A 23,281-nucleotide genomic window follows, 5' to 3' on the forward strand; every position below is an offset into this window, starting at 1 on the left:
GCTCGTCCCGTCCGGCCGCGTACGCGGTGGCTGGTCGTCGCTGCGGCCGGATTTACTGAAGCAGTGTGGCTGGGGTGGCCTCTGGCTGAGGGAATGGTGCGGTCGGTGATCGAGTGCCCGTTGCTTGAGCTTCTGGGCTTCGGTTGCCCCCGGCGATCAGGAGGCCTGTTGAGTGGCCCGTTCGCGGTGGTTTTTGGCGGTCTGCGGGGATCTGCTGCCTCTGAGCGGCAGTAGATCCCCGCAGAGGCGCGAGGAACGGGCCTATCAGCAGGTTCACGGAGTTCTACTGCCACGGAGAGCCTGTCGCGATTTGGCGGCGGGTGGCTGGGCGGGTCTGTGGCTGGGCCGGATGTTGCGGCCGGTGACCGCGGTTCCCCGCCGCCTGTGGCCGACGGGCTGTGGTTGCTCCCGACGGCGAGGAGGCCTGTCAGCTGACTCGCCGCCGCGGTTGACCACTGGGGTTCGGCTGTCTGCCTGGCCTGCGGAAATTTGGCTGGATATCCGTTCAAGTTGACCCTTCTCTGCTCAAAATTTGAGGGGAGAACCAGCAACTTGCGGGGAGATCCCCTCGTTTTCCGGGACCGCAACCGAAGCCCGGAAGCTCAGGCGACCGGCACGCGCACCAACCCCCGTTCCGGTGCCCGCCATCGCCTCTTTGTGGAGTCCTACTGCCGCCGGGTGGCAGTAGCACTCCACAAAGGCGGGCTTCTGCCCTTGTCGTCCGGAATTGTCGGGGGCTTGTGGGAGTGTGGCGGGGTGTTGACGGTGGATGAGTTGCAGGTGTTGCTGCGGGCGGCTTGGGGGGCGGATACGTGTTATCCGGAGTCGAGTGCTGAGTGGCGGGCGGAGGATCCGGCGCGGGATCAGTGTGGGATGACGGCGTTGGTGGTTCAGGACTTGCTGGGTGGTGAGTTGGTTCTGGGTGAGGTGCAGGTTGCCGGGAGCAAGGTTGGCAATCACTACTGGAATCGGCTGCCGGACGGCAGTGAGGTCGATCTGACGGCTGAGCAGTTCCGGCCGGGTGAGGTGATCGCCAACGGTCGGGTGGTTGTTCGGCCGCCGGATGCGCCTCGGCGTCATCGGGAGCAGTACGAGCTTCTCCGCGACCGGGTGTTTCGCGGGGTGGAAACTAGTGGAGGTCTTGGATGACGGTGTCGTACCAGCTGGTGATCGACTGCAGGTCGCCTGAGCCGCTGGCTCATTTCTGGGCTGCGGCTTTGCAGTACGTCGTTGAGCCGCCGCCGGCCGGCTTCGAGACGTGGGACGACTTCTACCGGTCGATCGGCGTGCCTGAGGACGAGCTCGGCATCGGTGCCGACAGCATCTCCGATCCGAAGGGTGAGGGGCCGCGGATCTGGTTCCAGGTCGTGCCTGACGAGAAGACGATCAAGAACCGGATCCACATCGACGTCAACGCGAGCGGCGGCCGCAGTTCGTCCCTCGAGGTCAGGCGCGAACGTATCGAGGCCGAGGCCGAGCGGCTCGTCGCGCTCGGCGCCACGCGGCTGAACACGATGTCCCAAGAGGGGCTGGATCACTACGCGGTCGCGATGCTCGATCCGGAGGGAAACGAGTTCGACATCAACTAGGACCAGGTGTTTCGATGACGCACATGGCGTTGACGACTCCGACTCTGCACACCGATCGCCTTCGGCTACGTCCCTTCGAGGACGCGGATGCGAAGGAGCTGTACGCGCTGCAGAGCAATGCCGACGTACTGCGTTATTGGGATTCGCCACCGTGGACCGAGCCGGCGCGCGCCGAGCGTTTCATCGCGGCCTGCCGGCAGATGGCGGAGGAACGTACCGGGGCGCGGCTAGCTGTAGATCGGGACGGTGTGTTCCTTGGGTGGTGCAGTCTGACTCAGTGGAATCCCGAGTTCCGCAGTGCGTCGCTGGGGTACTGCTACAACGCTGCGGCCTGGGGGCACGGTTATGCGACCGAGGCTGCGCGCGCGTTGCTCGGGTGGGCGTACGAGACGCTGGATCTGAACCGCGTCCAGGCCGAGGCTGACACCCGCAACGCAGCATCTGGTCGGGTCCTCGAGAAGCTCGGGTTCGTGCGCGAAGGCACGCTCCGCGAAGACTGCATCGTCAACGGCGACGTCTCCGACTCGTGGGTCTACGGACTCCTGAGGCGCGAGTGGGACCCGCGCCCGGAGGCCCGGTAGGTCAGCGCGACTTCGGTTGTGGCTTGAAGCGCCTGACCTCGTGCGGCCAGCCGCAGGCGTTGGCCACTTTGCCTGCCCAGAGCTTCGCGGTCTCGTCGTCCGGAACGTTCACCAGCGCGAAGCCGCCCAGGAACTCCTTGGTCTCGATGTACGGCCCGTCGGTGATCAGCACCTCGCCGCTGGTCGGATCGGCGCTGTAGATCGGGCCGTCTTCCTCTTCCAGCCCGCCCGCGAAGACGTACACGCCGGCCTCCTTCATCTCCTCAGTGACCGCTCTCGCGAGCGGCCCGCGCCCACGAAACCACTCCTCGGTGTGGTCGCCCACCCACTGCTGGTTGAAGTAGATGAGGTACTCAGGCATGTCCGCTCCTTCACCGTGAGCGGACCGACTGTCCGCCTCTACCCACGCTACGAACGACATCCGCCAAATCCGACAGGCTCACCGGCAGAGTCATAATCCTCAGGTGGAGGTTCACATAGTCCGCCCCAAGAGCTGGAGCGATCTGGTCGAGCTTTTCGAGCGCAAAGGTCCCCGAGCCGGTGTCCACGCCGTCACGTGCTTCTACGTGGACCGCGAGGCCCGCGGCACCGGCGACGCCAGGACGCTGATGCGGCTCACGTTCTAGGAGATCACCCGGTAGTCGACCAGCAGGTGCCCGCTGGGGGTTGTCGTGCTGGTGAGGGTTTCGAGGCGGAAGGGCGGAAGGTTGTCGAGGAGGCGGCGGCCGGTGGTGACGACTGTGGGAATGATGACCAGTCGGAGTTCGTCGAGGAGGCCGGCCGCGAGGAGGGTCTGGGTGACGGAGATGCTGCCGTGTACGCCGATGTCGCCGCCGGGCTGAGTCTTCAGCTCGCGGACGAACTCGGCCAGTCCCCCGATGATTGCCTGCGAGTTGTTCCAGGGCAGTTCGAGCGGCGTCGACGTGGCGACGTACTTAGGGGCGGCATTGACGAAGCCGGTGAAGGGCTGGATGTCGCTGGTGGGCCAGAAGCCGGCGAACTCGTCGTAGGTGCGGCGGCCGAGGATCACAGTGTCCTGGGTCTCGATGAGCCGGGCGCCCGCGGCGTCGGTCTCGTCGTCCCAGCCGGTGAGGAACTTGTCGGCACCCTCGGCGACGCCGTCGAGGGACAGGAAGTAGGCGGCAACGACCTTACGGGACATGGCGATTTCTCCTTCTGAAGGTGACTGTTCACCCCAGCGTCGAACTCACCCCCCGGAAATCGACACCCGTTGATTCAGCTTCCTGCCAGAGTCCAGATCTGGACGTGGAGGAACCAGTTGCGGGGGCGCGCGAGTCGGTAGCGTCCGAGTTCCCGCCCTGAGGAGCTGACGTATGACGCCGCCCATCAGCCGTCGCGCGTTTACTGCCGGACTCGCCGCCGGAGCTATCACGTCCGCCGTTCCAATCACCGCAGCGGCGGCCCTGCCGGCGAGAGCAGCTGAGGCCGCGACACCGTTCTTCGCCGAGACCATCTTGTGGGACAACACCGTCGGCACGCTGGCCAGCTACCACGTTCATGGGCTGGCGGTGCTGCCCGACGACACGATCCTCGCGTGTACCGAGGGCAGGCACGAGGTCTGTGACGCCGGCCCGCACGACCTGCTCATTCGGCGCAGCACCGACGGCGGCACGACCTGGCAGCCGTCCGATGCCGTCGTACCGTCCGTCAACGGCCAGAGCTGGGCCAATCCGGCGTTCGTCGTCGACCAGCAGACTGGTGAGGTGTTCCTGTTCCACGGCCTCTGCGTGCGGCTGCCGGAGAACACCAGTTGCTCCTCGGACTCCAGCACGCTCCACGTCATCTCCAGCACGGACAGCGGTGCGACCTGGGGCGAGCGGCGCGATCTGACCGCACTGTTCGCCCACTTCCCGCACAACTGGGCGATGCATGGACCTGGCCCCGGTCACGGCATCCAGCTTGCCTCCGGCCGCCTGCTGCTGACCGTTGGCCACCGGACTGTCATCACCGGCGTGCCGACGGCCGAACGCCGGTACGGCGTCTCCACCATCTACAGCGATGATCACGGCCGCACGTGGCAGTCAGGCGGTGATGTCCCCCTGGGCCCGGGTCTGCCGGCTATGGGCGAGGCCCGGGTGGTGCAGCGCGTCGACGGCAGCATCATCATCCTGAACAGCCGCCCAGGCTCGGGCAACGATTGGCCGCGGGGTGTGGCAGTCAGTACCGACGACGGCCTGAGCTGGTCGCGCCCAGGGCTCGACTTCGGCGCCGGCTTGTTCAACGGCGTCGACACGGGCTTGATCAGCTACCCCGGAGACCGGGTCCTCTTCAGCCGCCCGGACGCCCCGATGCGCCGGAACATGACGGTGGCGGTCAGCTACGACGAGGGCGACTCGTTCCGCTACAGCCGCGTCGTCAACCCGGGCCGCAGCTACTACTCGGACCTCGGCCGGCTTTCCGACGGCACGATAGTTCTCCTGTACGGGCGGGATGGCGATCTGGATGGATTCCCGCGCAATGTGGCCGTGGCCCGCTTCAACCTCGAGTGGCTCACCCAAGGCCGCGACTCCCTCGCCACCGGACCCGCACTGACGACCCAGACCTTCCCACTCGGCCCTCCCCCGACGGGCACTATCGAATACCCGTTCATGGTCACTCGTGACGACCAGTACGAGCTCTGGCTCCGCTACTACCGCACTGCCGACGGCGCTCTGGTCACGCTCGCCGTCGACGGCCAGACGCCGCGCACCTCCGCCATCGACCTCACCGCGTTCCGTGGCGACGGGTACGACGTCGTACTGGTGGACACGCGACGTCTCGCCCCCGGTCGGCACACGCTCCGGGTGACGCTCGCCGGGGCCGGCCGAGGCGGCGGCAAGGCCGTCTCCCTCGACAAGCTCAGCCTGATCACGGCACCAGCGAAGCCTGATCTCCGTGAAGAGGTCACTGTGGACAACGACGGGCTCGGCTTCGAGGTGGTCGGCGAGTGGAACAGCGCCCGCAGCATCGCCGGGTACTACGGCTTCAACTACCTCACGCATCCCAAGGGCACCGGCACCAGCCTGGCCCGGTTCCGGCCCGCATTGCCGGCCGACGGCCGGTACGAGGTACTCGTCTCCTACACGGCCGATCCGAACCGGGCGAGCAACGCGAAGTACGCGGTCCATCACGCCACCGGCACGAGCACGATCACTGTCAATCAGCGCGTTCGTGCCACCCCCGACAACCGCACGGGCGAATGGAAGTCGCTCGGGATCTTCACCTTCAAGGCCGGGATCGCCGGATACGTTCAGCTGAGCGACGCGGCCGACGGGTTCGTGATCGCCGATGCGGTGCGGTTTCGCCGGCAGCCTTAGGCTCGCCGTCACCTCTGGTGATCGGGTGGTCACAAAGCCTACCCTTACTGAACAGTAGTGCATCTTTGTGAGGGAGATGGCTCGATGGGTGACAACAGTGTGAGCCGGCGCAGCGTGCTGGCCGTGGGTGGTGGGGTCGCGGCCGGTACGGCGTTGGGCGCGTTCGGACCGCGGCAAGCCTCAGCCGCAGCGAGCGCCGATGCCGACGTGATCGTGGTCGGTGCCGGGCTGGCCGGCCTGGTGGCGACGTCGGAGCTGGTCGCGGCCGGGCGAAAAGTGATTCTGCTCGACCAGGAACCCGCGGCCAGTCTCGGCGGTCAGGCGTTCTGGTCGCTCGGCGGACTGTTCTTCATCAACTCCCCCGAGCAACGCCTCGCCGGTATCCGGGACTCGATCGACCTCGCCCGCAACGACTGGTTCAGTACGGCGGGTTTCGACCGCGGGATCAACGATCCGCTCGGCCAGGACTACTGGGGATCGCGCTGGGCCGAGGCGTATCTGCAGTTCGCGGCCGGTGAGAAGCGTTCGTGGCTGGCGAGCCTCGGGCTCACCTGGGTCCCGATCGTCGGCTGGGCCGAACGCGGCGGGCAGCTCGCGGACGGCCCCGGCAACTCGGTACCGCGCTTCCACCTGACGCTCGGGACCGGCCCTGGCGTGATGGAGCCGTTCGAGAAGAAGGTCCGGGCCGCGGCCGCCGAGGGCAAGGTGACGTTCCGGTTCCGGCATCAGGTCGATGGGCTGATCAGCAGCAACGGCGCGGCGACCGGCGTACAGGGCAGTGTTCTGGAAGCGAGCAGTGCCGCCCGCGGTACGCCGAGTTCGCGGGTGAAGGTCGGCGACTTCGCCCTGCACGCGCCGATGGTGATCGTCACCTCCGGCGGTATCGGCGGCAACCTGGATCTCGTCCGCGCGAATTGGCCGGCCCGCCTCGGTACGCCGCCCGCCCGGCTCATGACCGGCGTACCGGCTCATGTCGACGGGCGCATGCTCGCCATCAGCACCCAGGCCGGCGCGCGGCTGGTCAACCCCGACCGGATGTGGCACTACACGGAGGGCATGGTCAACCACAGCCCGATCTGGCCTGGTCACGGGATCCGTGTGCTGGCCGCGCCGTCGTCGATGTGGTTCGACGCGACCGGTCGCCGCTTCGCCAACCCGGGCGTGCCCAGCTACGACACTCTCGGCACGCTGGAGCTGATCGGGAAGTCCGGCCACGGCTATTCGTGGTTCGTGCTGAACAAGAAGATCATCGACAAGGAGTTCGTCCTGTCGGGGTCCGAGCAGAACCCGGAGCTGACCCGCAAGGACCTGGTCGCGTACCTCGCCAGCCGCCTGCTGAACAGTACGCCGCCGCCCGTGAAGGCGTTCATGGATCGCGGCGAGGACTTCGTCATCGCGAACACGCTGCCCGACCTGGTCACGGGCATGAATCAGCTCACCGGGACGAACCTGATCAACTACGACGACCTGCGCCGGCAGATCGTCGTACGGGATCAGCAGGTCGACAACCCGTTCACCAAGGACAGCCAGGTGATGGGCATCCGCAACTCGCTCGCCTACAGCGGCGACAGCTTGGCCCGCACCGCCTCCCTGCACAAACTCCTCGACCCGTCGGCCGGCCCGCTGATCGCGATCCGGATGAACGTGCTGACCCGGAAGACGCTCGGCGGCCTCCAGACCGACCTCTCCGGTCGCGTGCTCGGCGCCAACGGTCAGCCGGTGCCCGGCCTCTATGCAGCAGGCGAGGTGGCCGGCTTCGGTGGCGGTGGTGTCCACGGCTACCGCGCCTTGGAAGGCACCTTCCTCGGCGGCTGCCTCTTCACCGGCCGCCAGACCGGCCGCGCCGCCGCAGCCGAGAGCGCATAGTTTGGCTGCGTGGACAACCAATTGCGTGCCGACGTACTTGACAGGGCAGGCGCCGACAGTGCCGCTGTCGGCGCCTTCCTGGCGGACGCCGAGACCTACGACATCCGGCCCGAGACGGAGTCCGAGGTCCCGTGGCCCTACTACCTGTTGGAGCTAGCCGACGCACCCGAGCTGGTACGGCGGGTTGTGGCGGTCGTGCACGACAACGTCCACTGGCTGCGCGGCGTGCTCGATGAGCGTGGCTGGCCCGGAAGGTCAGTGATCGGCGAGGACGGTGCGGACGCGATCTGGCTGCTCCTGCAGCACGCCGGATCGGGGGTCCCCACCATCGGTACGCCGGAGAATCTGACCTTCCAGGCCAACTGCATCCCGCTGCTACAGGACGCCGTACGGGCCGGTGAGATGCATCCGCGGCACCTGGCCCATGTGGTCGACAACCAGCGCATGCGCACGAACCAGCCACCCGACTTCGCCGTACTGGCGACCGCCTTCGAGCGTCACGACGAGCTCGTACTCCGGTCCACGCTGGACGCGGATGTCATCGACAGGAATCGTGCAGAGATCGGGTTGCTACCGCTCGCCGTGGATCTCGAACGGCGTCGCGCGGGCAATCCGCCGGATGCGACGGACGGGACCCGGCCCGAGCCCTGGTGAGCGTCACCAGTCCCAGTAGCGGTTCATGCGACCGCCGTGGCCTCGACCTCCACGAGCAGGTTGGGTATCGCGAGGCGCGTCACGCCCAGCATCGTGGTTGCCGGAGCGACTCCGGCAGCGCCCAGGCGCCCGGCGAGTACGCCGTACTCCTGGAACAGCACGTCGACGTCGGTGGTGTAGACGTTGAGGCGGACCAGGTTCGCGAGGGACATGCCGGCTTCGGCGAGGACTGCCTCCAGGTTGTCGAGGCTCAGCGCGAGCTGCGCGCCCATGTCACCGGCGTGCTCGGGCTTGCCCTCGGCGTTCATGGCTGTCTGGCCGGCGCAGTACAAGGTCCGGGTCTGCCCGCTGACGAGCTCGCCCTGGTTGTACCCCAACGCCCCCGACCAGGCCCACGGATTGACCGCCGTTCGTGCAACTACCACATCAGTCCCCTTCGGCTTGTTTTCTGTTACTGGCAAGCCTTCCAGGCAATCACGACACCCTCTGTCGTGTATGCCGTAGGGTTTTCGTATGCGTGCTGACCGGCTGGTTTCGCTTGTGCTGTTGCTGCGGCAGCACGGCCGGTTGTCTGCGGTCCGGCTGGCGCGTGAGCTGGAGGTCTCGACCCGCACGGTCCTGCGTGACATCGAGGCGCTGTCCGCGGCCGGCGTGCCGGTCTATGCAGAGCGCGGCCGGTACGGCGGGTTCGCGCTGCTGCCCGGATTCCAGACGGAGCTGACCGGTCTCAACCACGACGAGGCGCTCGCGCTCGTGGTCGCGGGATCACGTCGCGGGGCCCAAGCCTTCGGCCTCGGCTCAGCACTCGCCTCGGCGATGCTGAAGGTCATCGACGCCCTCCCGGAGAGCTACCGAGACACCGCTGCCGGAGCCTCCCAACGGCTGCTCATCGACCCGGCCGCCGACCTGCTCGCCCGCCCGGTCCTCACCGACGAGTTACCCGACACCGTCGCCGCCGAGGTGCTACGCGCCGTACTGTCCGGCCACAAACTGCGCATCGAGTACGCCGCCTTCAACAAGCCACCGGAGTGGCGCGAGGTCGACCCGATCGGCGTAGTCACCGTCCGCGACCAGGGCTACCTCCTCGCTACCCGCGACGGCTCCGACCGCACCTACCGCCTGTCCCGAATCAAAGCCGCCGAAGCCCTCGCCGAACCAGCCGAACGCCCATCCCGCGTAGACCTCGACCAGGCCTGGCAGGACCGCACCACCCAGTTCCGCACCGGCGGCGACCAAGTCACCGTCCAGGCCCGAGTCCACCCCACGCGCCGCGACGAACTGGCCCGCACCGCCCTGACCATCCGCACCGAAGCCACCGAGCCCGACGGCTGGCTCCGCCTCGAAGTCACCTTCCAAGACAAACGCCACGCCGAATGGGCCCTCTGGCAACTAGCCACCAACGCCGAAGCCCTCTCCCCCGACTGGCTCCGAACCACCCTCCACACCAAAGCCACCCAACTAACCACCCGCTACTCGTGATGCACTACCCCCTGACGCCTCAGCGGCGTACCGCCGTACTGGACGGGTTGGAGCGTGCCTGTGGACAACGGCCGACGGTCGTCGAGGCCGAGCAGGTCGGGCACGAGTGGGCGCCGGTCACGCGGCTGGTCTTCGACCGTGACCTGCCCGGTATCGGCCGATCGGCGATCGTCAAGACCCGCCGAGTAGACGGCGAGGGGCACGGCGGACCTGCCTACCTACGCCGGGAGGTCGCAGGCCTGCGCACGGCCGCGTCCACCGGAGTCACCGCCCAAGTGATCCTCTCGGACGACCAAGCCGGTGTCGTCGTCCAGACCGACCTCGGCGCCTGGCCGACGCTCGAGCAGGTACTGCACGGCGACGACCCCGACCGAGCCGCAGCCGCGATGCGGGACTTCGCGCAGACAGTCGGGCGTCTCCACGCGGGCACGATGGGCCGCCGTACCGAACACGATCAGGCCCTAGCGGAGTTCGGCTCCGCAGACGTGACCACTGGCACCAGAGTCCTACGTTGGCAGGTCGTCGAGGAAGCTTGCCGCGACCTGGGCTTCCCGGATGCCGGCATTGCCCGCGACGACATCGCGCTGATCCGCGCCCACCTGGAAAACCCCGGCCAGTACGCCGCTCTGGTGCACAACGATCTCAACCCGACGAACGCGTTGATCACCGACGAAGGCGTCCGGCTGGTCGACTTCGAGGGCTCCGATTTCGGGCACATCGGCTTCGACGCCTCGTTCCTGCACTACCCATTCCCCCACCACAGCGCGAACTGGTCGGTCCTCCCAGCGGACATCACCCAAGCAGCAGACGATGCCTACCGCAACGAACTCCCGCGAATCCCCGGGTACGACACCATGCTCGCCATCGGAGCAGCCGTCGCCTTCACCACCAGAGTGACTCGCCTCCCCGTGCTGGCCAGCTCCGATCAGTCCCCCAAGGACAGTTGGCGCCGCCGCGCCCAGCTCGTCCAGCAGATCGCCGTACTCAACCAACTCATCAGCCGAACGCAGATCCTGCCCGATGTCGCGCGCTGGTCCCAGGACCTGTCCGATGCGATGGTCCACCGTTGGCCCGAGTCCGCCAATCCGCCGCCCAAACTGTTCACCGCGTTCGCCTGACAACAGCTGCCGAATGACAGCACGTAGTCGTCTACGTAGACCCGTCTGCACGCCTGCGCCGACTAGAGGTGCCACGATCGCGGCAACTACCTGCTGTCGTTCATGCTGTCGAGCTCGGGCCCGAATCATCCATCGCTGCTCAAGGCGCAGGCTGCGATCGCTCGAGCTACGTCGTCGCTGGTTGTCTGCCAGTTGACGACTGAGATCCGCATCGCGCGCATCCCTTTCCAGGTGGTCCCACCGAACCAGGTCTCGCCGGTGGCCTGGACGCGGGCGATCACCTCGTCGGTACGGCGGTCGTGGTCGCCGTCGGCGGCCAGGAATCGGACGAGCCCCTGGTTGATGACCGGTTCGACGAGTACCTCGGCGCCGGGGAGCGAGCCGATGCCGCGGACCAGGTCGCGGGCGTGGTCGCAGCAGCGCTCGATCATCGCGCGGATTCCGTCCCGGCCGAGTTCGCGGATCGCGGCGTACACGGGGATGGCGCGGGCACGGCGGGACCATTCGGGAGTCCAGTCGAGCTGGTCGCGCGCCGTGCCGCCGGTGATCAGGTAGCTCGCCGACATCGTCATCGCGGCCCGGTGCGCCGCGGCGTCCCGCACGAAGGCGAACCCGGAGTCGAACGGCACGTTCAGCCACTTGTGCCCATCCGTGGTCCACGAGTCGGCCAGCTCAAGCCCCCGCACCAGCTCGGCGTACCGCGGGCTGACGGCCGCCCACAGCCCGAACGCACCGTCGACATGCACCCAGGCACCATGCCGGTGCGCCAGCTCGCACGCCTCCGCGAACGCATCGAACCCACCGGTGTTGATCTCGCCGGCCTGCAGACAGAGCACAGTCGGTACGTCGGCCTCCAGCTCGAGCCGTGTCAGGTCGATGCGGCTGTCGGGGCCGGTGCCTACCGCGATCAGCGCGTCCGTCCCGAGGCCGAGCATCCGGACGGCGCGATCGATCGAGGCGTGCTGCTCACCGCCACACAGCACCCGCATCGGCGGTGCCTGGAACAGCCCTTGCCGCTCAACGTCCCAGCCGCGGTCCGCCAACAGCCGATGCCGCGCGGCGGCCAGCGCGGTGACATGAGCCATCTGCGCGCCGGTGGTGAACGCGAACGACGCCGAGGCCGGCAATCCGAGCAGCTCCTTGAGCCAGACCCCGGTGATCTCCTCGATGACTGCCGCGGCCGGACCACAGGCATACATCGCCGCGTTCTGATCCCACGTCGCCGTCAGCCAGTCCGCCGCGAGGGCCGCAGGCACCGCGCCGCCGATCACCCACCCGAAGAACCGGCCCCCACCACTCCCGAGCAGACCCCCGTCCACATCGCGCACCAGCTCATCGATCACGTCCTCCGCAGCCATCCCCGACTCCGGAAGCGACCGCCCGAGAGCCTGCCGCAACTCCTCCAGACCCGCAGTTGGCGTTACCGGCTCGGTGGCCAGCCCTTCCAGATAGTCCCCAGCATGAGCGGCGGTCCGCGCGAGCAGCGATCGACGTGTCATACCCCTACAACGCGACACCCCCGATATCTGTGAGGCCCGGCATCCGGTCCGCTAGGTTCTCGGGGTGTTCGATCTCGACGTACCGACCTGGCTGGATGCTCTCGTCGGGATGCAGGTAGGCGTGGGGCTGGTGCTCGGAGGCATCTTCCTCGTCGGCTGGCTGATCACGCGACTGGCCGGCCCGTCGCTCGATCGGGAAGCGGCTGAGCTGAAGCGACTCCAAGCTGGTGCCGAACGCTACGGGTGGGTCCCCGCGGATGACGCCGACGGCAGGCTGGCCGCGGCCGGGAGCCGGTGCTTCGGCGAGGACGGCACGCTGCGCAACCTGCTCGTGGGTGAGTACGAGGGCCGCCGGATCCGGATGGCCGAGTTCCTCACGGTCAGCTCGGGCCGGATCCCGACCACGACCGTCAACAACCTCGTCGCCATCGAGCTCCCTACAGCTCTCCCCGAACTCCGCATCAGCAGCGACCGCGTCGCCGACCCCGCGCTGCCGCCACTGGAACCCGTCCTGCAGACGAGCGACACCGAGAGCGACGCCTTCAACCAGCGGTACTTCGCCGCCAGCCTCGACCCGCGCTACACCTCCGCGATCCTGCACCCCCGGATGATCGAGTGGCTCCTGGCCCACCCGCCTCAGGACCTCCGGTTGGTCGGCGACCTGCTGATCGCCTACACCCCCAAGCCGTGGACCGTCCCACACACCCTCGCGACCGTCCCGCTGCTCAGCGGATTCATCGACCGATTCCCGCCCTTCGTCCTAAAGGATTTTGCCCAATAAGCAGCATCCCGGTCCGGAAGGCAAACTCGGCCAGTTCGGCTACCCGCGCACGTAGAGCCTGGAGCGCGCGCCTGGCCGGAAGCCGATGGATTGATAGAGCGCGCGAGCCTGCGGGTAGGCGTTGTCGCCGCGTGGGCAGACCATTGCCTCGGTGGCGCCTGCGTCGCGGACGGCGTGCAGGGCGGCGAGGTTGACTGCTTGAGCCAGGCCTTGGCGCCGGTACGACGGGTCGCAGCCGACGGGCTCGACCAGGCCGACGCCGTGGATCTTGTCGTGCCAGATCAGCGCGCTGGCCACGAACTTGCCACTCGGGGCTTCGACAACCCAGTCGAGCTCGGGTTCGTACGGCCAGGTGGACATCACCGCAGCCAGGTCCTCGTCGGTCACCTTCGACGGTCCCCAGTCGGACCAGGCTGCCCGGTGAACCGCGGCACGTTCCTTCACCTCGTCGGCCCGCACATGCCGGAGCGTGAATCCTTCCGGGACGACCGGCGTACGGAGGTCGCTCAGCGAGATGCGGTGATGGGTGAAGAACGGAGCCTCGTCGTCCGAGTGATAGCCGGCCTTCTCGAGCGCCTCGATCAGGTGCGTCTCGGCCTCGAGCACACTCACCACGCCATCTGGCTCACGCTCTTGAAACCACCCCAGTACGTCGCCCGCGACCTCCGCCCATTCCGGATCGACGACGAGTGACAGGTGATCGGGTTCCGCCCAGCCCCACGCAACCACCTGGTCGCCTTCGTCCCAGACCGCCGTACGCCAGGTGTCCCCACTCCGACCGAGGTTCACGGCCCGCTCCCAGGCCACATCACCGATGTGCAGGCGCGACCGCGGACTCCAGGTCCGCTGCACCAATTCCTGCATCAGTTCCAGGCCGCCGGAGCCCTCGAAATCACGTCGCCGCACCACAGCCTCCAGCCGTCGATCCCAGCATCTCCCGCCCCCGCCACCGCCTCAACCGGTTTTCGGCCAGCACCGAAGCGCGCGGGATTGACCCGCCCGGGATGATGCAATGCCAGGGGTCGAATGATCCGGGGTCGAGACGATATGGGGTGGATGAGTTGGGGTCGCACGTGTTCAGCGAGCAGGATCTTGCCGAGGCAGCGGTGTTGCTCGGTCAGGTGCTGGAGGCATTCGACGAGGAAGCGGACGGTACGCCGAGCCTGGGCGAACTGCTCGAGATCCTCGGGTCGTCCGTGCCGACCGGCAACAGCCTGATGGGAGACACGCCGTTCCCGCTGACGCTCCGGGCGAAGGTCGGCGGAACCCGCTGGTACAAGCCGAAGGCGTCCGACCGGGTCGACGACCTGAACGACACCACCTTCAACGAAGCGGCCGAGCTGCTCGGGTTCCTGGTCGAGCGCGCCGGCGCCGCCACCGGCAAAGAATCCTCGCCTGCCGACCTGGCCGACTACATTCACCAGTTACTGCGGTCGGCCGCGGTCCCGCTCGCCGACGTGGACAGCGCCGCGGTATCAACAGTCGGAGTCGTTGCGCCCAAACGTCTCAAGGCGGCCGTAGGAGACGTGGTGGCGATTCCGTTGAAGGATTCGGGCTATCGCCTGGCGGTGCTTCTGAACCAGGCTCGTGGGGAGATCGCGATCGGGCTCCTGGCCGGGGAGTTCCCTGAGGCGCAGTTGGGCGATGTCCAGCAGCATCGACCCGCGTACATCCCCATCATCTCGGACGGCGACCGGATCGCGGACAAGACCTGGCCGATCATCGACCACCGCGAGGAATTGCTGGATCTGTTCCCCGAGCCCGCAGTGAAGTATCTGCGGCCGCTCGACAACAGCGACAGGCATGGGAAGTTCGGCGCCGCGTTCGACCACTTCCCGGTCGAGGGCAAGGCGAAATTCCGGCTCGTCGGCAAGGCTGAGGCTGAGGCGTTCGGACTACTGGACCCCATGGAAGCCCCCACCACCTACCGCCAGTCCGTCGGTTCGGACTATCTGCCGACCTTGCTCAGCACCGGGCACTTCGACAACGGCCCGGTCCCAGGATTCTGGCACTAGCGGGTGGGCGCACCTGAGCTCCACCTGCCGACCGGCTCGGGACGATTCGACTCCGCCGCGCTGACCATCATCACCGCGGCCTTCGACCGAGCCGTTGAGCTGACCGTCCCCCTGATCGGGTTGAGCGATCTCGATGTCGCGGCAATCGACGCGCCGGACGAGACCATCCCGGGTTGGGGCTGCGGCGGCTACACCTACGGTCCGCACTCAGTCCTGCTCGCGCTGGACCCCGCCGTACCGGCGCAGCCCGACCGTCTCCTGGCCACCTTGGTACACGAGTTCCATCACGTGATCCGAGAGCGCGGTCCCGGCTGCGGCTCGAGCCTGCGGGAACGCATCGTCAGCGAGGGCCTGGCCATGCTCTTCGAGGAAGAGGTACTCGGGGTCGCCTCCGAGTTTGCCCACCAGCCGATCGAGCCCAGCCACCTCACCCTCGCCATCGAGGCCTTGGACCAGGACCCGGCCGACGACGGCCGCTGGTTCTTCCACTCCGCCGAGATCCCGCTGTGGTTCGGCTACACCGCCGGCTACCAGTGGGCGCGAAGCTACGCGACCGCCAACGTCACGACCGCGTCCCAGCTCGTGCACACCCCCGCCGATGTCATCACCGCTCCGATTGAAGCGCGCTGACAACCTCTAGGTGACGCTCGACCAGAGCTGCCGCCGGATGACCAGCACCGAGCTTCGCCAGTACGTCGGCCAGCGCGGCGCCGATGCCGTTCTCGATCGGCGCACCGAGCATGGTGGCGATCGATCCGGCGGTCTCAAGGTTGCCCCGGGCAAGGTGCTTCGCCGCCAGCGGCAGCATGGCCAGCGCGAACAGCTCTGGGGCCGGAGGCGTTCCCGGCTCACCTCGGCCGAGCTGATCAAGAGTCCCGCCGAGATCGAGAGCACCACGCTCTCCCGTGCCGGTCAGCAACCGAGCTTCCCGAGGGATGACCGCGTCTCGCGGCCACAGGTACCAGTCGACCCACAGCGGTAGGCCGGCGACGTCGTACAAGGCGCCGAGGTAGCCACCACCGGCCGGGCCGTTGGCCGGCATCTCGATGGTCAGCAGGCTTCCGGCGAGTTGTGGTGAGCCGTCGACCACGAGCAGGTCGACATCGCTCCACTCATCCCCGGCGTCCGCAGCGAGTGAGCCGACCAGCCAAACAGCCGCGGCCTGGAGGGTCGCGACCGTGCTCGCGAGCCACTCGCCGCGGCCGGTTGCGTACGCCGCCAAGCGGGCGCGGGCTTCGTCTGGTGTCACCCCGAGGACGCTACCGGAAATGCTCGAATCGCGGGACACCCCTTGGAAAGCCCTCTCCGAGACTCTAGGGTGCTGATTCCCGGACCATTGGGACCGGGAATCGAGGACGGCGCCCCCCCGCCACGATCGCAAGGAGACAAATAATGGTGGAAAACACTGCCCGGGAAGCCTGGATCGCCCCGGATTTCACCGAGTTCGAGACTCCCACCGAGGTCACCGGATACGCCGGCCGAGTGAACTGATCACCACCCGTATCCCCTGTACAGCAAAGTGATCATAGAACTTCCGCCCCTAGTTCAGTGATCACCCTGTTCCGGCCCGCGGCACCGTGCCGCGGACCGGAACAGCGAGCGCGTAATTCCCCTGAGTTCCACCCTGTGGGCGAAGCCTGGAAATTGTTCCATGAATCGCAGGTGACTCGGGAGGTTTCTATGCATCCGATGAGCGCGGACGAATTCACCGCGGCACTCCGCGGCCTTTCTCATCGCTACTGGGGAACGCATCCGTTCCACCACCGGATGCACGCCGGTGAGCTGTCCCAGCCGGAGCTCCAGGTCTGGGCCGCCAACCGCTGGTACTACCAGAGCGCGATCCCCCGCAAGGACGCCGCGATCATCAGCAACTGTCCCCTCCCCGAGGTACGGCGCCAATGGCTGCCCCGCATCGTCTACCACGACGGCACCGCACCCGGTGAGGGCGGAATGGAACGCTGGCTCCGCCTCTGCGAAGCCGTCGGGCTCAACCGCGAAGAGGTCCTCGACGAACGGCACGTCGCCCCCGGCGCCCGCTTCGCCGTCGACGCGTACGTCGGATTCGCGCGCACCAAACCGTGGGTCGAGGCGGTCGCGTCCGGGCTGACCGAGATGTTCTCCGGCCACCTGATGAAGGCCCGGGTCGCCGACATGCTCGCGCAGTACGACTGGATCCGGCCCGACGACCTCGCCTACTTCACGAACCGGATCGACGCCGTCGCCGGCGAAGGCCAAGCCACCCTCGACCTGGTCGTCGAACACTGCCGCACGCGTGCCCAGCAGGACGCCGCCGTCGCCGCGCTCTCCTTCAAGTGCGACGTGCTCTGGTCGTTGCTCGACGCAATCGATCACGCCGCGAGCAAGAAATGACCGCGGAACCCGAGGGAGCGCTCTCCGGTACGGCGACCCCGCAGATCCGGCCGCGGATCCGCCGCGGCGTCCGCCTGAGCCACGACTCGGTGCGGAACACCCCGGTCGTCCTGCATCCCGAAGGCGTCCTGATCCTGAACGCCACCGCGACCGCCGTCCTGGAGCTGTGCGACGGGGAGCGCTCTCTCACCGAGATCACGAGCCTGCTGGCCGACCGGTACGACGAGGTCCGGCCCGAACAGATCCGCAGCCTGCTGGACCGGCTCGCCGACAAACAGGTGGTGGAGTGGACATGACCAACCCGACCCCCGAGGGCGTCGTACCGCCGTTGAGCCTGACCGCGGAACTCACGCACCGCTGCCCACTGCATTGCCCGTATTGCTCCAACCCGCTCGAACTCCTCGGCCGCGACAGCGAGCTCACCACCTCCGACTGGCGCGACATCCTCACCCAGGCGCACGCACTCGGCGTACTGCAGGTGCACTTCTCCGGCGGGGAGCCACTCGGCCGCAAGGACCTGGCCGAGCTGATCGAGCACACCGCCGGGCTCGGCGCGTACGTCAATCTCGTCACCAGCGGTCTCGGTCTCACCGAGGCCCGCCTGCAGAGTCTGGTCGACGCCGGCCTCAACCACGTTCAGCTGTCTGTCCAGGGCGCGGACGCGGCAACGGGTGATCGGATCGCCGGTACCCGAGCACACCATCACAAGCTCATCGCTGCCGAACTCGTCCGCCGTACCGGCCTGCCGTTGAGCGTGAACGTCGTCCTGCATCGGGAGAACCACGATCAGCTCGCAGCGCTCATCGACTTCGCCGAAGAGCTCGGCGCCGACCGGCTCGAACTCGCCAACACGCAGTACTACGGCTGGGCGCTGCGCAACCGCTCTCAGCTGATGCCGACCGCGGAGCAGCTCGCCGCGGCCGAACCGATCGTCCAGGACGCGCTGGTCCGGCTCAAGGGCAAGATGCAGATCGTCTACGTGATCGCCGACTACCCGGAGAAGTACCCCAAGCCCTGTACGTACGGCTGGGGCGCTCGCCAGATCACCGTCGCACCGGACGGCACGGTCCTGCCGTGCCCAGCGGCCGGCGCGATCAGCACGCTGCAACTCGAGAACGTCAGGGAGCGCTCTCTGGCAGAGATCTGGTACGAGTCCAGCTCGTTCAACGCCTACCGCGGTGAGGACTGGATGAGCGACACCTGCCGCAGTTGCGAGCACCGCGCGCGAGACTTCGGTGGTTGTCGCTGCCAGGCCTTCCTGCTGACTGGTGACGCGGCGGCCACCGACCCGGTCTGCCACAAGTCGCCGGACCGCGGCGTCGTCGACATGATCCTGGCCGAACCCCGGCGTACCGGTTTCGTGATGCGGAGCCAGACCCGATGAAGGTGATCGTGCTCGGTACGGCGGCCGGCGGCGGCTTCCCGCAGTGGAACTGTGCCTGCCCGACCTGCCGCAACCCCGACCTCGAACCGCGGACCCAGGACGGCCTCGCGATCAGTGCCGACGGCAACAACTGGTACCTGGTGAACGCTTCCCCCGATCTCCGCGCCCAGATCCTCGCGACCCCGGAACTCCGCGCCGGCCCCGGTCTCCGGGACACCCCGATCCGTGGCGTTCTGCTGACCGACGCCGAGCTCGATCACACGCTCGGCCTACTCCTGCTGCGCGAAGCGGAGACGCTGGCCGTGCACGCTCCGCCAGCGGTGCTGAACGCGCTCTCCCGTTTCCGCGACATCACCGATCGCTATCACGCCTGGACCTGGTCCCCGGTGCCGGCTGAGCTGGACGGGATCACGATCAAGACCCTGGCGGTCAGTGACAAGCGACCCCGGTACGCCGACGATCCCGCTCCCGGACCGTGGGTGATCGCGTACCGCTTCGAGCACCACGGCCGCTCGTTCGTCTACGCGCCCTGCGTCGCGCAACTTCCCGACGGCTTCGAACAGTTCGCCGACGGCGCGACGTACGTGCTGCTCGACGGAACGTTCCACAGCGCCGACGAGATGCCCGGTCAAACCGTCATGGGCCATCTCCCGATCACCACGACCATCGAGCAGCTCGACGTACCGCTGGCCTTCACCCACCTCAACAACACCAACCCGGTGCTCGACCCCGACTCACCAGAACGCAGCGCCGTCGAGAAGGCCGGCCACCTCATCCCCGACGACGGCGCCCGCTGGGAGATCTAACCCGCTGAAACCCCATGCTTCGCCAGGAGCTCGACCAACACGTCGTGCCCCTGCGTGAGATCCCACTGCTCAGCCAGCATCCCGGCCGCCCGCGCGCCTTCGACATTCCGAGCCGTGTCATCGACGAACAGCACAGTCTGTACGTCGGCCCCGATCCGCCGAGCCGCCTCGGTGAAGAACCCCGGATCAGGCTTCGCCACCCCGAGGTCGTGCGAATAACAGCTCACGTCGAACAACTCGTCGTACCCGAGCGCACTCCGCATGTGCCCGCCGCGGTACGCCTCCTGGTTGGTCCCCAGGTGCACCCCGTACCCGTTCCGCCGCAGCCGCCGGACAACCTCGAGCGATTCCTCGACGACCACGATGTTCTTCCACACCGCGTCGTACACCTCACCGACCGGCACCTCCACGCCGAACTCGCGCAACGTGGCCGCCAGCACCGGCAGGTAGTCCCCCTGCCCAGCCAGCATCGGCAGCTCGTCCTTCCACGTCCGATGCAGAAACTCCCGAGAGCGCTCTCCCAGATACGGCTCCATCGCCAGATACCACCCACCCGGCAACTCCTGCAGCACCCCATCCGCATCCAGCAGAACATGCCGAATCGGTGAGGCCGCTACAGCGCGCTTCGACCCAGGTGAGGACGGCGCCATGACGACTCCTTCGGGCAGCGGTGTCTGCTCACCGCGCTGGTACGGCACGACGCCGACCTGAAACTCGTCCTCGTAGACGATCGTGCCCGGGTCGCTGGACGTGACTCGCTGATGCGCGACGCCGTACGCGGTCAGGATGCCGCTCACCTCGTCGACCAGGCGCTCCATCTCGGGACGGATCGGCAGCTTGAACCAGGTGACCGCTCCGATGCTGTTGCCGTCGGCATAGAAATCCGGATTGGGCAGGTTCGCGAGGAACCAGTCGTCGAGGTCAAGCCAGCGGGCTTCATGTTCGGCCGACAGCCGGCCTTCGCGACGCAGATGGTCGACGGCGACGAACAGCCCGACCTCGACGCCGAGGCGTCCGCGGTACTCGACCTGGATCCGAACATACGGTTCGTCGCTCACCGGCCCGATGATGCCCCACCCCGGTCGGTTCGCGCACCGCCATTAGACGTTGTCACAAACAGCGACGGCGCTCGGTCTACCCCAGTGACAACCAATGACGGAGGACTACATGAGTGAGCAGCTACCGCCCGGGGTCGAGGTCATCTCGACGGTTCCTGGGACGGCGTTCGCGATTCCGGCTGGGGCGGAGGCCCGCACGATTCGGATCACGCTGGCTCCGGGCGACCCGGGGGCGCCGCCGCACCGGCATCCGGGCCCGGTGTTCGGGTATGTGATTCAGGGTGAGGTGCTGTTCGAGCTGGAGGGGCAGGCGCCGCGGATCCTCCGGGCCGGTGACGCCCTGGCCGAGCCGGGCGGTGACGTCATCCATCTGCAGGGTGCGAACAACCTCAGCGACACCGAGACGCAGTTCGTGGTGACCATGCTCGCGCCGCCGGGAACGCCGATCCTCACAGTGGTCAGCGCCGAGGAGCTTGCCGAGCGGAAGCATCTCCGCGTGTCCCAGTAGTCGAACAAACTGCCCGCCCTGGTGCGATATTCGGGTGCTCCGGGGCGGGAGCCGGTCTAAGGTGCTCGTGTCGAACCGGCTACGAGTTGGGATGTGGGTACCGATGGGCGTTCGTCTGCAGGAACTGACCTACGCAGCGAAGGACCCTGCCAAGCTGGCGCGCTTCTGGGCCGGATTCTTCGGCTTCGAGCTGTCCGACGACGTCGTCGTCGCACCTGCCGACGACCGGGCCTTCAAGTTGCGGTTCGTCGCCAGCGACGCCCCCAAGCTCGGCCCGAACCAGATGCACTTCGACGTGACCAGTACGTCGCCCGACGACCAGCAGCAGCAGGTCGACCGCGCTCTCGAACTCGGTGGCCAGCACCTCGACATCGGACAGCTGCCGGACATCCCGCACGTCGTACTGGCTGATCCGGAAGGCAACGAGTTCTGTGTGATCGAGCCGACCAACAACTTCCTCGCCAACACCGCCCTGATCGGCGCGCTCTCCTCGGACGGCAGCCAGGCCGTCGGCTACTTCTGGAGCAAGGCGCTCGACTGGCCGCTCGTCTGGGACGAGGACGAGGAGACCGCGATCCAAGCGCCGTACGGCGGGACCAAGATCGCCTGGGGCGGCCCGCCCGTGAACCCCAAACTCGGCGTGAACCGCCTGCAGTTCACGCTGGTTGCCGACGGCAACCGTCAGGAAGAGGTCGACCGTCTCGTCGAACTCGGCGCGACGCCCGGCGAGGGAAACACCCTGACCGACCCCGACGGCAACGAGTTCGTCGTCCTAGCCGGCTGACTTCGGCGAGACGATCTGCACCAGGTTCCCGCAGGTGTCGTCGAGGACAGCCATCATCACCGTGCCCGCATCGGTCGGCGGCTGCGTGAACACAACCCCGAGCCCGGTCAGCCGAGCGTGCTCGGCCTCGACGTCATCCACGGCGAACTGCACCAGCGGAATCCCGTCCTCGACGAGCGCATCGCGGTACGGCTTGACCGCCGGGTGACCCGCAGGCTCCAGCAACAGCTCCGCACCGTCCGGCGCCTCCGGTGAAACGACGGTCAGCCACGAGGCCTCGCCGAGCGGGATGTCGTGCTTCTTCGTGAAGCCGAGCACATCGGTGTAGAACGCCAGCGCCGCCCGCTGATCGTCCACGAACACACTCACCATGTTGATTCTCATTCGGCGGTCCTCTCTCCGACCGGCCACCGGCGCGCGATCTCCGCGAGTGGCGCGGGATTGAAATAGTGGAACTTCGAGCGTCCACGCTTCTCCGTCACGACCAGCCCGGCCGCCTCCAGCACCCCCAGATGCTGCGAGATCGCCTGCCGGGTCGACGCCAGCCCATGCCGCGTCGACAGCGTCGAGCAGATCTCGAACAACGTCTGGCCGTCACGCGCCGCCAGCTCGTCGAGAATCACCCGCCGCGTCTCGTCGTCCAACGCCCGGAACACCGTGACCACGCCCCCACTATAGGCAAGTAACCACTTGCCTATCAACTCCCCGGTCGCACAACGCGTCCAAGCAGAGATGAACCCTCTCCGTACGACGACCTGGGGCGAAGGCGACCGCATCGCCGTACTGCTGCACGGGATGATGGGCTCGGCCCAGCAGTACCACCGCGTCGGACCGGCCCTCGCCGACCGCGGCTACCGAGCCATCGGCGTCGACCTCCCCGGCCACGGCAACTCCCCCACCGCCGAGTCCGACCTCGCCACCTGGGCCGTTGCCGTCGCCGCATCAGTCCCCGCCAACCCGGCACTGGCGATCGGTCAGTCGCTGGGCGGCGTCGTACTGGCCGCAGCCCTCCCCGCCCTGCAACCAGCCAGAGCCGTCTACGTAGACATCCCACTCACCGCACCCGCCAGCTCACCCCAGACCGCAGCAGACCTGACCGCGAAGTTCGCCGCAGCCCGAGCCGGCCGGACAGTCGAAGCCCTCCGCAGAACGAAGCCGACCTGGTCAGACACCGACCGTGAAGTCGAAGCAGCAGCCGCCAAGCAGTTCGACATCCCCACCGCAGTCGCCCTAGAGCTGGCCTACACCGAACACCCGCCGTTCACCCCCGACGTCCTGATCCACGCCGCCCCCAGCCGCTACGTCACCCCCACCCGAGCCGCCGAACTCCGCACCCTCGGCTTCGACGTCCGCGCGATCCCCGACGCCGACCACACCATCTGGTACTCCCAGTTCGCCGAATTCCTGTCCGCCCTCGACGAAGTCGTCGCCAACGACACGTAGAAGTCCAGAAGCCGGCGACCCGCCACGCT

Annotated in this window: 29 protein-coding genes; 20 read left to right on the plus strand and 9 right to left on the minus strand. The window is 67.5% G+C overall.

Features of this window, described 5'->3' with window-relative positions:
* Window positions 1-765 precede the first annotated feature (765 nt).
* From OG474_RS39300 to OG474_RS39310, 3 genes are read left to right on the plus strand one after another with little or no spacing between them, the layout of a single operon-like run.
* On the plus strand, window positions 766-1,149 hold the full coding sequence (locus OG474_RS39300) for a hypothetical protein (RefSeq protein ID WP_405058735.1): 384 nt from the start codon (window positions 766-768) through the stop codon (window positions 1,147-1,149).
* Window positions 1,146-1,589, plus strand: a complete 444-nt coding sequence (locus OG474_RS39305; RefSeq protein ID WP_405058736.1) for a VOC family protein — start codon at window positions 1,146-1,148, stop codon at window positions 1,587-1,589. Before OG474_RS39300 ends, OG474_RS39305 begins: the two co-directional genes overlap by 4 nt.
* Before the next feature lie 14 nt (window positions 1,590-1,603).
* Window positions 1,604-2,170: a GNAT family N-acetyltransferase gene (locus OG474_RS39310; RefSeq protein ID WP_405058737.1), complete on the plus strand. Its 567-nt coding sequence runs from the start codon at window positions 1,604-1,606 to the stop codon at window positions 2,168-2,170.
* 1 nt (window position 2,171) lies between these two features.
* On the opposite strand, the gene OG474_RS39315 is transcribed toward OG474_RS39310, so the two are convergent.
* Window positions 2,172-2,531: a YciI family protein gene (locus OG474_RS39315; protein WP_405058738.1), complete on the minus strand. Its 360-nt coding sequence runs from the start codon at window positions 2,529-2,531 to the stop codon at window positions 2,172-2,174.
* A 103-nt stretch (window positions 2,532-2,634) separates the two neighbouring features.
* Here OG474_RS39315 and OG474_RS39320 point away from each other — a divergent pair, with 103 nt between their 5' ends.
* Entirely contained in the window at window positions 2,635-2,796 is a 162-nt protein-coding gene (locus tag OG474_RS39320) for a hypothetical protein (RefSeq protein WP_405058739.1), read from the plus strand.
* Here OG474_RS39320 and OG474_RS39325 read toward each other — a convergent pair.
* Window positions 2,793-3,332, minus strand: coding sequence for a dihydrofolate reductase family protein (locus tag OG474_RS39325; protein WP_405058740.1), 540 nt, complete (start codon window positions 3,330-3,332; stop codon window positions 2,793-2,795). The genes OG474_RS39320 and OG474_RS39325 overlap by 4 nt on opposite strands.
* 172 nt (window positions 3,333-3,504) lie before the next feature.
* Here OG474_RS39325 and OG474_RS39330 point away from each other — a divergent pair, with 172 nt between their 5' ends.
* From OG474_RS39330 to OG474_RS39340, 3 genes are all read left to right on the plus strand, one after another.
* Window positions 3,505-5,487: an exo-alpha-sialidase gene (locus OG474_RS39330; RefSeq protein WP_405058741.1), complete on the plus strand. Its 1,983-nt coding sequence runs from the start codon at window positions 3,505-3,507 to the stop codon at window positions 5,485-5,487.
* Between the two features lie 84 nt (window positions 5,488-5,571).
* Window positions 5,572-7,353, plus strand: a complete 1,782-nt coding sequence (locus OG474_RS39335; protein ID WP_405058742.1) for an FAD-binding dehydrogenase — start codon at window positions 5,572-5,574, stop codon at window positions 7,351-7,353.
* A gap of 9 nt (window positions 7,354-7,362) precedes the next feature.
* Window positions 7,363-8,007: a hypothetical protein gene (locus OG474_RS39340; RefSeq protein ID WP_405058743.1), complete on the plus strand. Its 645-nt coding sequence runs from the start codon at window positions 7,363-7,365 to the stop codon at window positions 8,005-8,007.
* A 23-nt stretch (window positions 8,008-8,030) separates the two neighbouring features.
* Here OG474_RS39340 and OG474_RS39345 read toward each other — a convergent pair whose 3' ends face one another.
* Window positions 8,031-8,432, minus strand: a complete 402-nt coding sequence (locus OG474_RS39345; protein ID WP_405058744.1) for a RidA family protein — start codon at window positions 8,430-8,432, stop codon at window positions 8,031-8,033.
* Between the two features lie 88 nt (window positions 8,433-8,520).
* Between OG474_RS39345 and OG474_RS39350 the strand changes: the two genes are divergently transcribed.
* Window positions 8,521-9,486, plus strand: a complete 966-nt coding sequence (locus OG474_RS39350) for a helix-turn-helix transcriptional regulator (protein WP_405058745.1) — start codon at window positions 8,521-8,523, stop codon at window positions 9,484-9,486.
* A complete protein-coding gene (locus OG474_RS39355) occupies window positions 9,486-10,604 on the plus strand; it encodes a phosphotransferase (protein WP_405058746.1) in 1,119 nt (372 codons plus the stop codon). The genes OG474_RS39350 and OG474_RS39355 overlap by 1 nt, the downstream gene beginning before the upstream one ends.
* 125 nt (window positions 10,605-10,729) lie before the next feature.
* Here OG474_RS39355 and OG474_RS39360 read toward each other — a convergent pair whose 3' ends face one another.
* Window positions 10,730-12,103, minus strand: a complete 1,374-nt coding sequence (locus OG474_RS39360) for a pyridoxal phosphate-dependent decarboxylase family protein (RefSeq protein WP_405058747.1) — start codon at window positions 12,101-12,103, stop codon at window positions 10,730-10,732.
* A 64-nt stretch (window positions 12,104-12,167) separates the two neighbouring features.
* On the opposite strand from OG474_RS39360, the gene OG474_RS39365 reads away from it, so the two are divergent.
* Complete coding sequence (locus OG474_RS39365; protein WP_405058748.1) at window positions 12,168-12,884, plus strand: hypothetical protein; 717 nt, start codon at window positions 12,168-12,170, stop codon at window positions 12,882-12,884.
* Between the two features lie 39 nt (window positions 12,885-12,923).
* Here the strand turns inward: OG474_RS39365 and OG474_RS39370 are convergent, their stop codons facing one another.
* The gene (locus OG474_RS39370) at window positions 12,924-13,790 is read right to left on the minus strand and encodes a GNAT family N-acetyltransferase (RefSeq protein WP_405058749.1); all 867 of its coding nucleotides are present in this window, start codon (window positions 13,788-13,790) and stop codon (window positions 12,924-12,926) included.
* Between the two features lie 146 nt (window positions 13,791-13,936).
* On the opposite strand from OG474_RS39370, the gene OG474_RS39375 reads away from it, so the two are divergent.
* Together OG474_RS39375 and OG474_RS39380 are read left to right on the plus strand one after the other, a co-directional pair.
* Entirely contained in the window at window positions 13,937-14,899 is a 963-nt protein-coding gene (locus OG474_RS39375; protein WP_405058750.1) for a hypothetical protein, read from the plus strand.
* A gap of 3 nt (window positions 14,900-14,902) precedes the next feature.
* Window positions 14,903-15,529 (plus strand): DUF2268 domain-containing putative Zn-dependent protease, encoded by a 627-nt coding sequence (locus OG474_RS39380; protein ID WP_405058751.1) that lies wholly within the window; start codon window positions 14,903-14,905, stop codon window positions 15,527-15,529.
* Here the strand turns inward: OG474_RS39380 and OG474_RS39385 are convergent.
* On the minus strand, window positions 15,504-16,148 hold the full coding sequence (locus OG474_RS39385) for a hypothetical protein (protein ID WP_405058752.1): 645 nt from the start codon (window positions 16,146-16,148) through the stop codon (window positions 15,504-15,506). The genes OG474_RS39380 and OG474_RS39385 overlap by 26 nt on opposite strands.
* A gap of 143 nt (window positions 16,149-16,291) precedes the next feature.
* Here OG474_RS39385 and pqqA point away from each other — a divergent pair, with 143 nt between their 5' ends.
* The 5 genes from pqqA (at window position 16,292) to pqqB (ending at window position 19,459) form a co-directional block, all read left to right on the plus strand.
* Complete coding sequence (pqqA, locus tag OG474_RS39390) at window positions 16,292-16,390, plus strand: pyrroloquinoline quinone precursor peptide PqqA (protein ID WP_405058753.1); 99 nt, start codon at window positions 16,292-16,294, stop codon at window positions 16,388-16,390.
* Between the two features lie 198 nt (window positions 16,391-16,588).
* Window positions 16,589-17,269, plus strand: coding sequence for a pyrroloquinoline-quinone synthase PqqC (gene pqqC, locus OG474_RS39395; RefSeq protein WP_405058754.1), 681 nt, complete (start codon window positions 16,589-16,591; stop codon window positions 17,267-17,269).
* Window positions 17,266-17,565 carry a pyrroloquinoline quinone biosynthesis peptide chaperone PqqD gene (gene pqqD, locus OG474_RS39400; protein ID WP_405058755.1) on the plus strand — a complete coding sequence of 100 codons (300 nt, stop codon included), beginning with the start codon at window positions 17,266-17,268 and terminating at the stop codon, window positions 17,563-17,565. Before pqqC ends, pqqD begins: the two co-directional genes overlap by 4 nt.
* Window positions 17,562-18,653 (plus strand): pyrroloquinoline quinone biosynthesis protein PqqE, encoded by a 1,092-nt coding sequence (pqqE, locus tag OG474_RS39405; RefSeq protein WP_405058756.1) that lies wholly within the window; start codon window positions 17,562-17,564, stop codon window positions 18,651-18,653. The genes pqqD and pqqE overlap by 4 nt, the downstream gene beginning before the upstream one ends.
* Entirely contained in the window at window positions 18,650-19,459 is an 810-nt protein-coding gene (gene pqqB / locus OG474_RS39410) for a pyrroloquinoline quinone biosynthesis protein PqqB (RefSeq protein WP_405058757.1), read from the plus strand. The genes pqqE and pqqB overlap by 4 nt, the downstream gene beginning before the upstream one ends.
* Here pqqB and OG474_RS39415 read toward each other — a convergent pair.
* Window positions 19,456-20,517 (minus strand): HAD family hydrolase, encoded by a 1,062-nt coding sequence (locus tag OG474_RS39415; protein WP_405058758.1) that lies wholly within the window; start codon window positions 20,515-20,517, stop codon window positions 19,456-19,458. The two genes, pqqB and OG474_RS39415, sit on opposite strands and share 4 nt — an antisense overlap.
* A 109-nt stretch (window positions 20,518-20,626) precedes the next feature.
* Between OG474_RS39415 and OG474_RS39420 the strand changes: the two genes are divergently transcribed.
* Together OG474_RS39420 and OG474_RS39425 are read left to right on the plus strand one after the other, a co-directional pair.
* Window positions 20,627-21,025 (plus strand): cupin domain-containing protein, encoded by a 399-nt coding sequence (locus OG474_RS39420; protein ID WP_405058759.1) that lies wholly within the window; start codon window positions 20,627-20,629, stop codon window positions 21,023-21,025.
* 103 nt (window positions 21,026-21,128) lie between these two features.
* Window positions 21,129-21,809 carry a VOC family protein gene (locus tag OG474_RS39425; RefSeq protein ID WP_405058760.1) on the plus strand — a complete coding sequence of 227 codons (681 nt, stop codon included), beginning with the start codon at window positions 21,129-21,131 and terminating at the stop codon, window positions 21,807-21,809.
* Here the strand turns inward: OG474_RS39425 and OG474_RS39430 are convergent.
* Together OG474_RS39430 and OG474_RS39435 are read right to left on the minus strand one after the other, a co-directional pair.
* The gene (locus OG474_RS39430) at window positions 21,798-22,193 is read right to left on the minus strand and encodes a VOC family protein (RefSeq protein ID WP_405058761.1); all 396 of its coding nucleotides are present in this window, start codon (window positions 22,191-22,193) and stop codon (window positions 21,798-21,800) included. The genes OG474_RS39425 and OG474_RS39430 overlap by 12 nt on opposite strands.
* Window positions 22,190-22,474: an ArsR/SmtB family transcription factor gene (locus OG474_RS39435; RefSeq protein ID WP_405058762.1), complete on the minus strand. Its 285-nt coding sequence runs from the start codon at window positions 22,472-22,474 to the stop codon at window positions 22,190-22,192. The genes OG474_RS39430 and OG474_RS39435 overlap by 4 nt, the downstream gene beginning before the upstream one ends.
* 67 nt (window positions 22,475-22,541) lie before the next feature.
* Here OG474_RS39435 and OG474_RS39440 point away from each other — a divergent pair, with 67 nt between their 5' ends.
* Window positions 22,542-23,252, plus strand: coding sequence for an alpha/beta fold hydrolase (locus OG474_RS39440; protein ID WP_405058763.1), 711 nt, complete (start codon window positions 22,542-22,544; stop codon window positions 23,250-23,252).
* Window positions 23,253-23,281: the final 29 nt, after the last annotated feature.

It is taken from the genome of Kribbella sp. NBC_01505 (genome assembly GCF_045040285.1).
GTDB lineage: Bacteria > Actinomycetota > Actinomycetes > Propionibacteriales > Kribbellaceae > Kribbella.

Coding starts and splice junctions, on each gene's coding strand:
- pqqA (WP_405058753.1), top strand. CDS start 16,292: ATGGTGGAAAACACTGCCCGGGAAGCCTGGATCGCCCCGGATTTCACC.
- pqqB (WP_405058757.1), top strand. CDS start 18,650: ATGAAGGTGATCGTGCTCGGTACGGCGGCCGGCGGCGGCTTCCCGCAG.
- OG474_RS39315 (WP_405058738.1), bottom strand. CDS start 2,531: ATGCCTGAGTACCTCATCTACTTCAACCAGCAGTGGGTGGGCGACCAC.
- pqqC (WP_405058754.1), top strand. CDS start 16,589: ATGAGCGCGGACGAATTCACCGCGGCACTCCGCGGCCTTTCTCATCGC.
- OG474_RS39430 (WP_405058761.1), bottom strand. CDS start 22,193: ATGAGAATCAACATGGTGAGTGTGTTCGTGGACGATCAGCGGGCGGCG.
- OG474_RS39425 (WP_405058760.1), top strand. CDS start 21,129: ATGGGCGTTCGTCTGCAGGAACTGACCTACGCAGCGAAGGACCCTGCC.
- OG474_RS39310 (WP_405058737.1), top strand. CDS start 1,604: ATGACGCACATGGCGTTGACGACTCCGACTCTGCACACCGATCGCCTT.
- OG474_RS39360 (WP_405058747.1), bottom strand. CDS start 12,103: ATGACACGTCGATCGCTGCTCGCGCGGACCGCCGCTCATGCTGGGGAC.
- OG474_RS39420 (WP_405058759.1), top strand. CDS start 20,627: ATGAGTGAGCAGCTACCGCCCGGGGTCGAGGTCATCTCGACGGTTCCT.
- OG474_RS39350 (WP_405058745.1), top strand. CDS start 8,521: ATGCGTGCTGACCGGCTGGTTTCGCTTGTGCTGTTGCTGCGGCAGCAC.
- OG474_RS39355 (WP_405058746.1), top strand. CDS start 9,486: ATGCACTACCCCCTGACGCCTCAGCGGCGTACCGCCGTACTGGACGGG.
- pqqD (WP_405058755.1), top strand. CDS start 17,266: ATGACCGCGGAACCCGAGGGAGCGCTCTCCGGTACGGCGACCCCGCAG.
- OG474_RS39330 (WP_405058741.1), top strand. CDS start 3,505: ATGACGCCGCCCATCAGCCGTCGCGCGTTTACTGCCGGACTCGCCGCC.
- pqqE (WP_405058756.1), top strand. CDS start 17,562: ATGACCAACCCGACCCCCGAGGGCGTCGTACCGCCGTTGAGCCTGACC.
- OG474_RS39335 (WP_405058742.1), top strand. CDS start 5,572: ATGGGTGACAACAGTGTGAGCCGGCGCAGCGTGCTGGCCGTGGGTGGT.
- OG474_RS39440 (WP_405058763.1), top strand. CDS start 22,542: ATGAACCCTCTCCGTACGACGACCTGGGGCGAAGGCGACCGCATCGCC.
- OG474_RS39305 (WP_405058736.1), top strand. CDS start 1,146: ATGACGGTGTCGTACCAGCTGGTGATCGACTGCAGGTCGCCTGAGCCG.
- OG474_RS39325 (WP_405058740.1), bottom strand. CDS start 3,332: ATGTCCCGTAAGGTCGTTGCCGCCTACTTCCTGTCCCTCGACGGCGTC.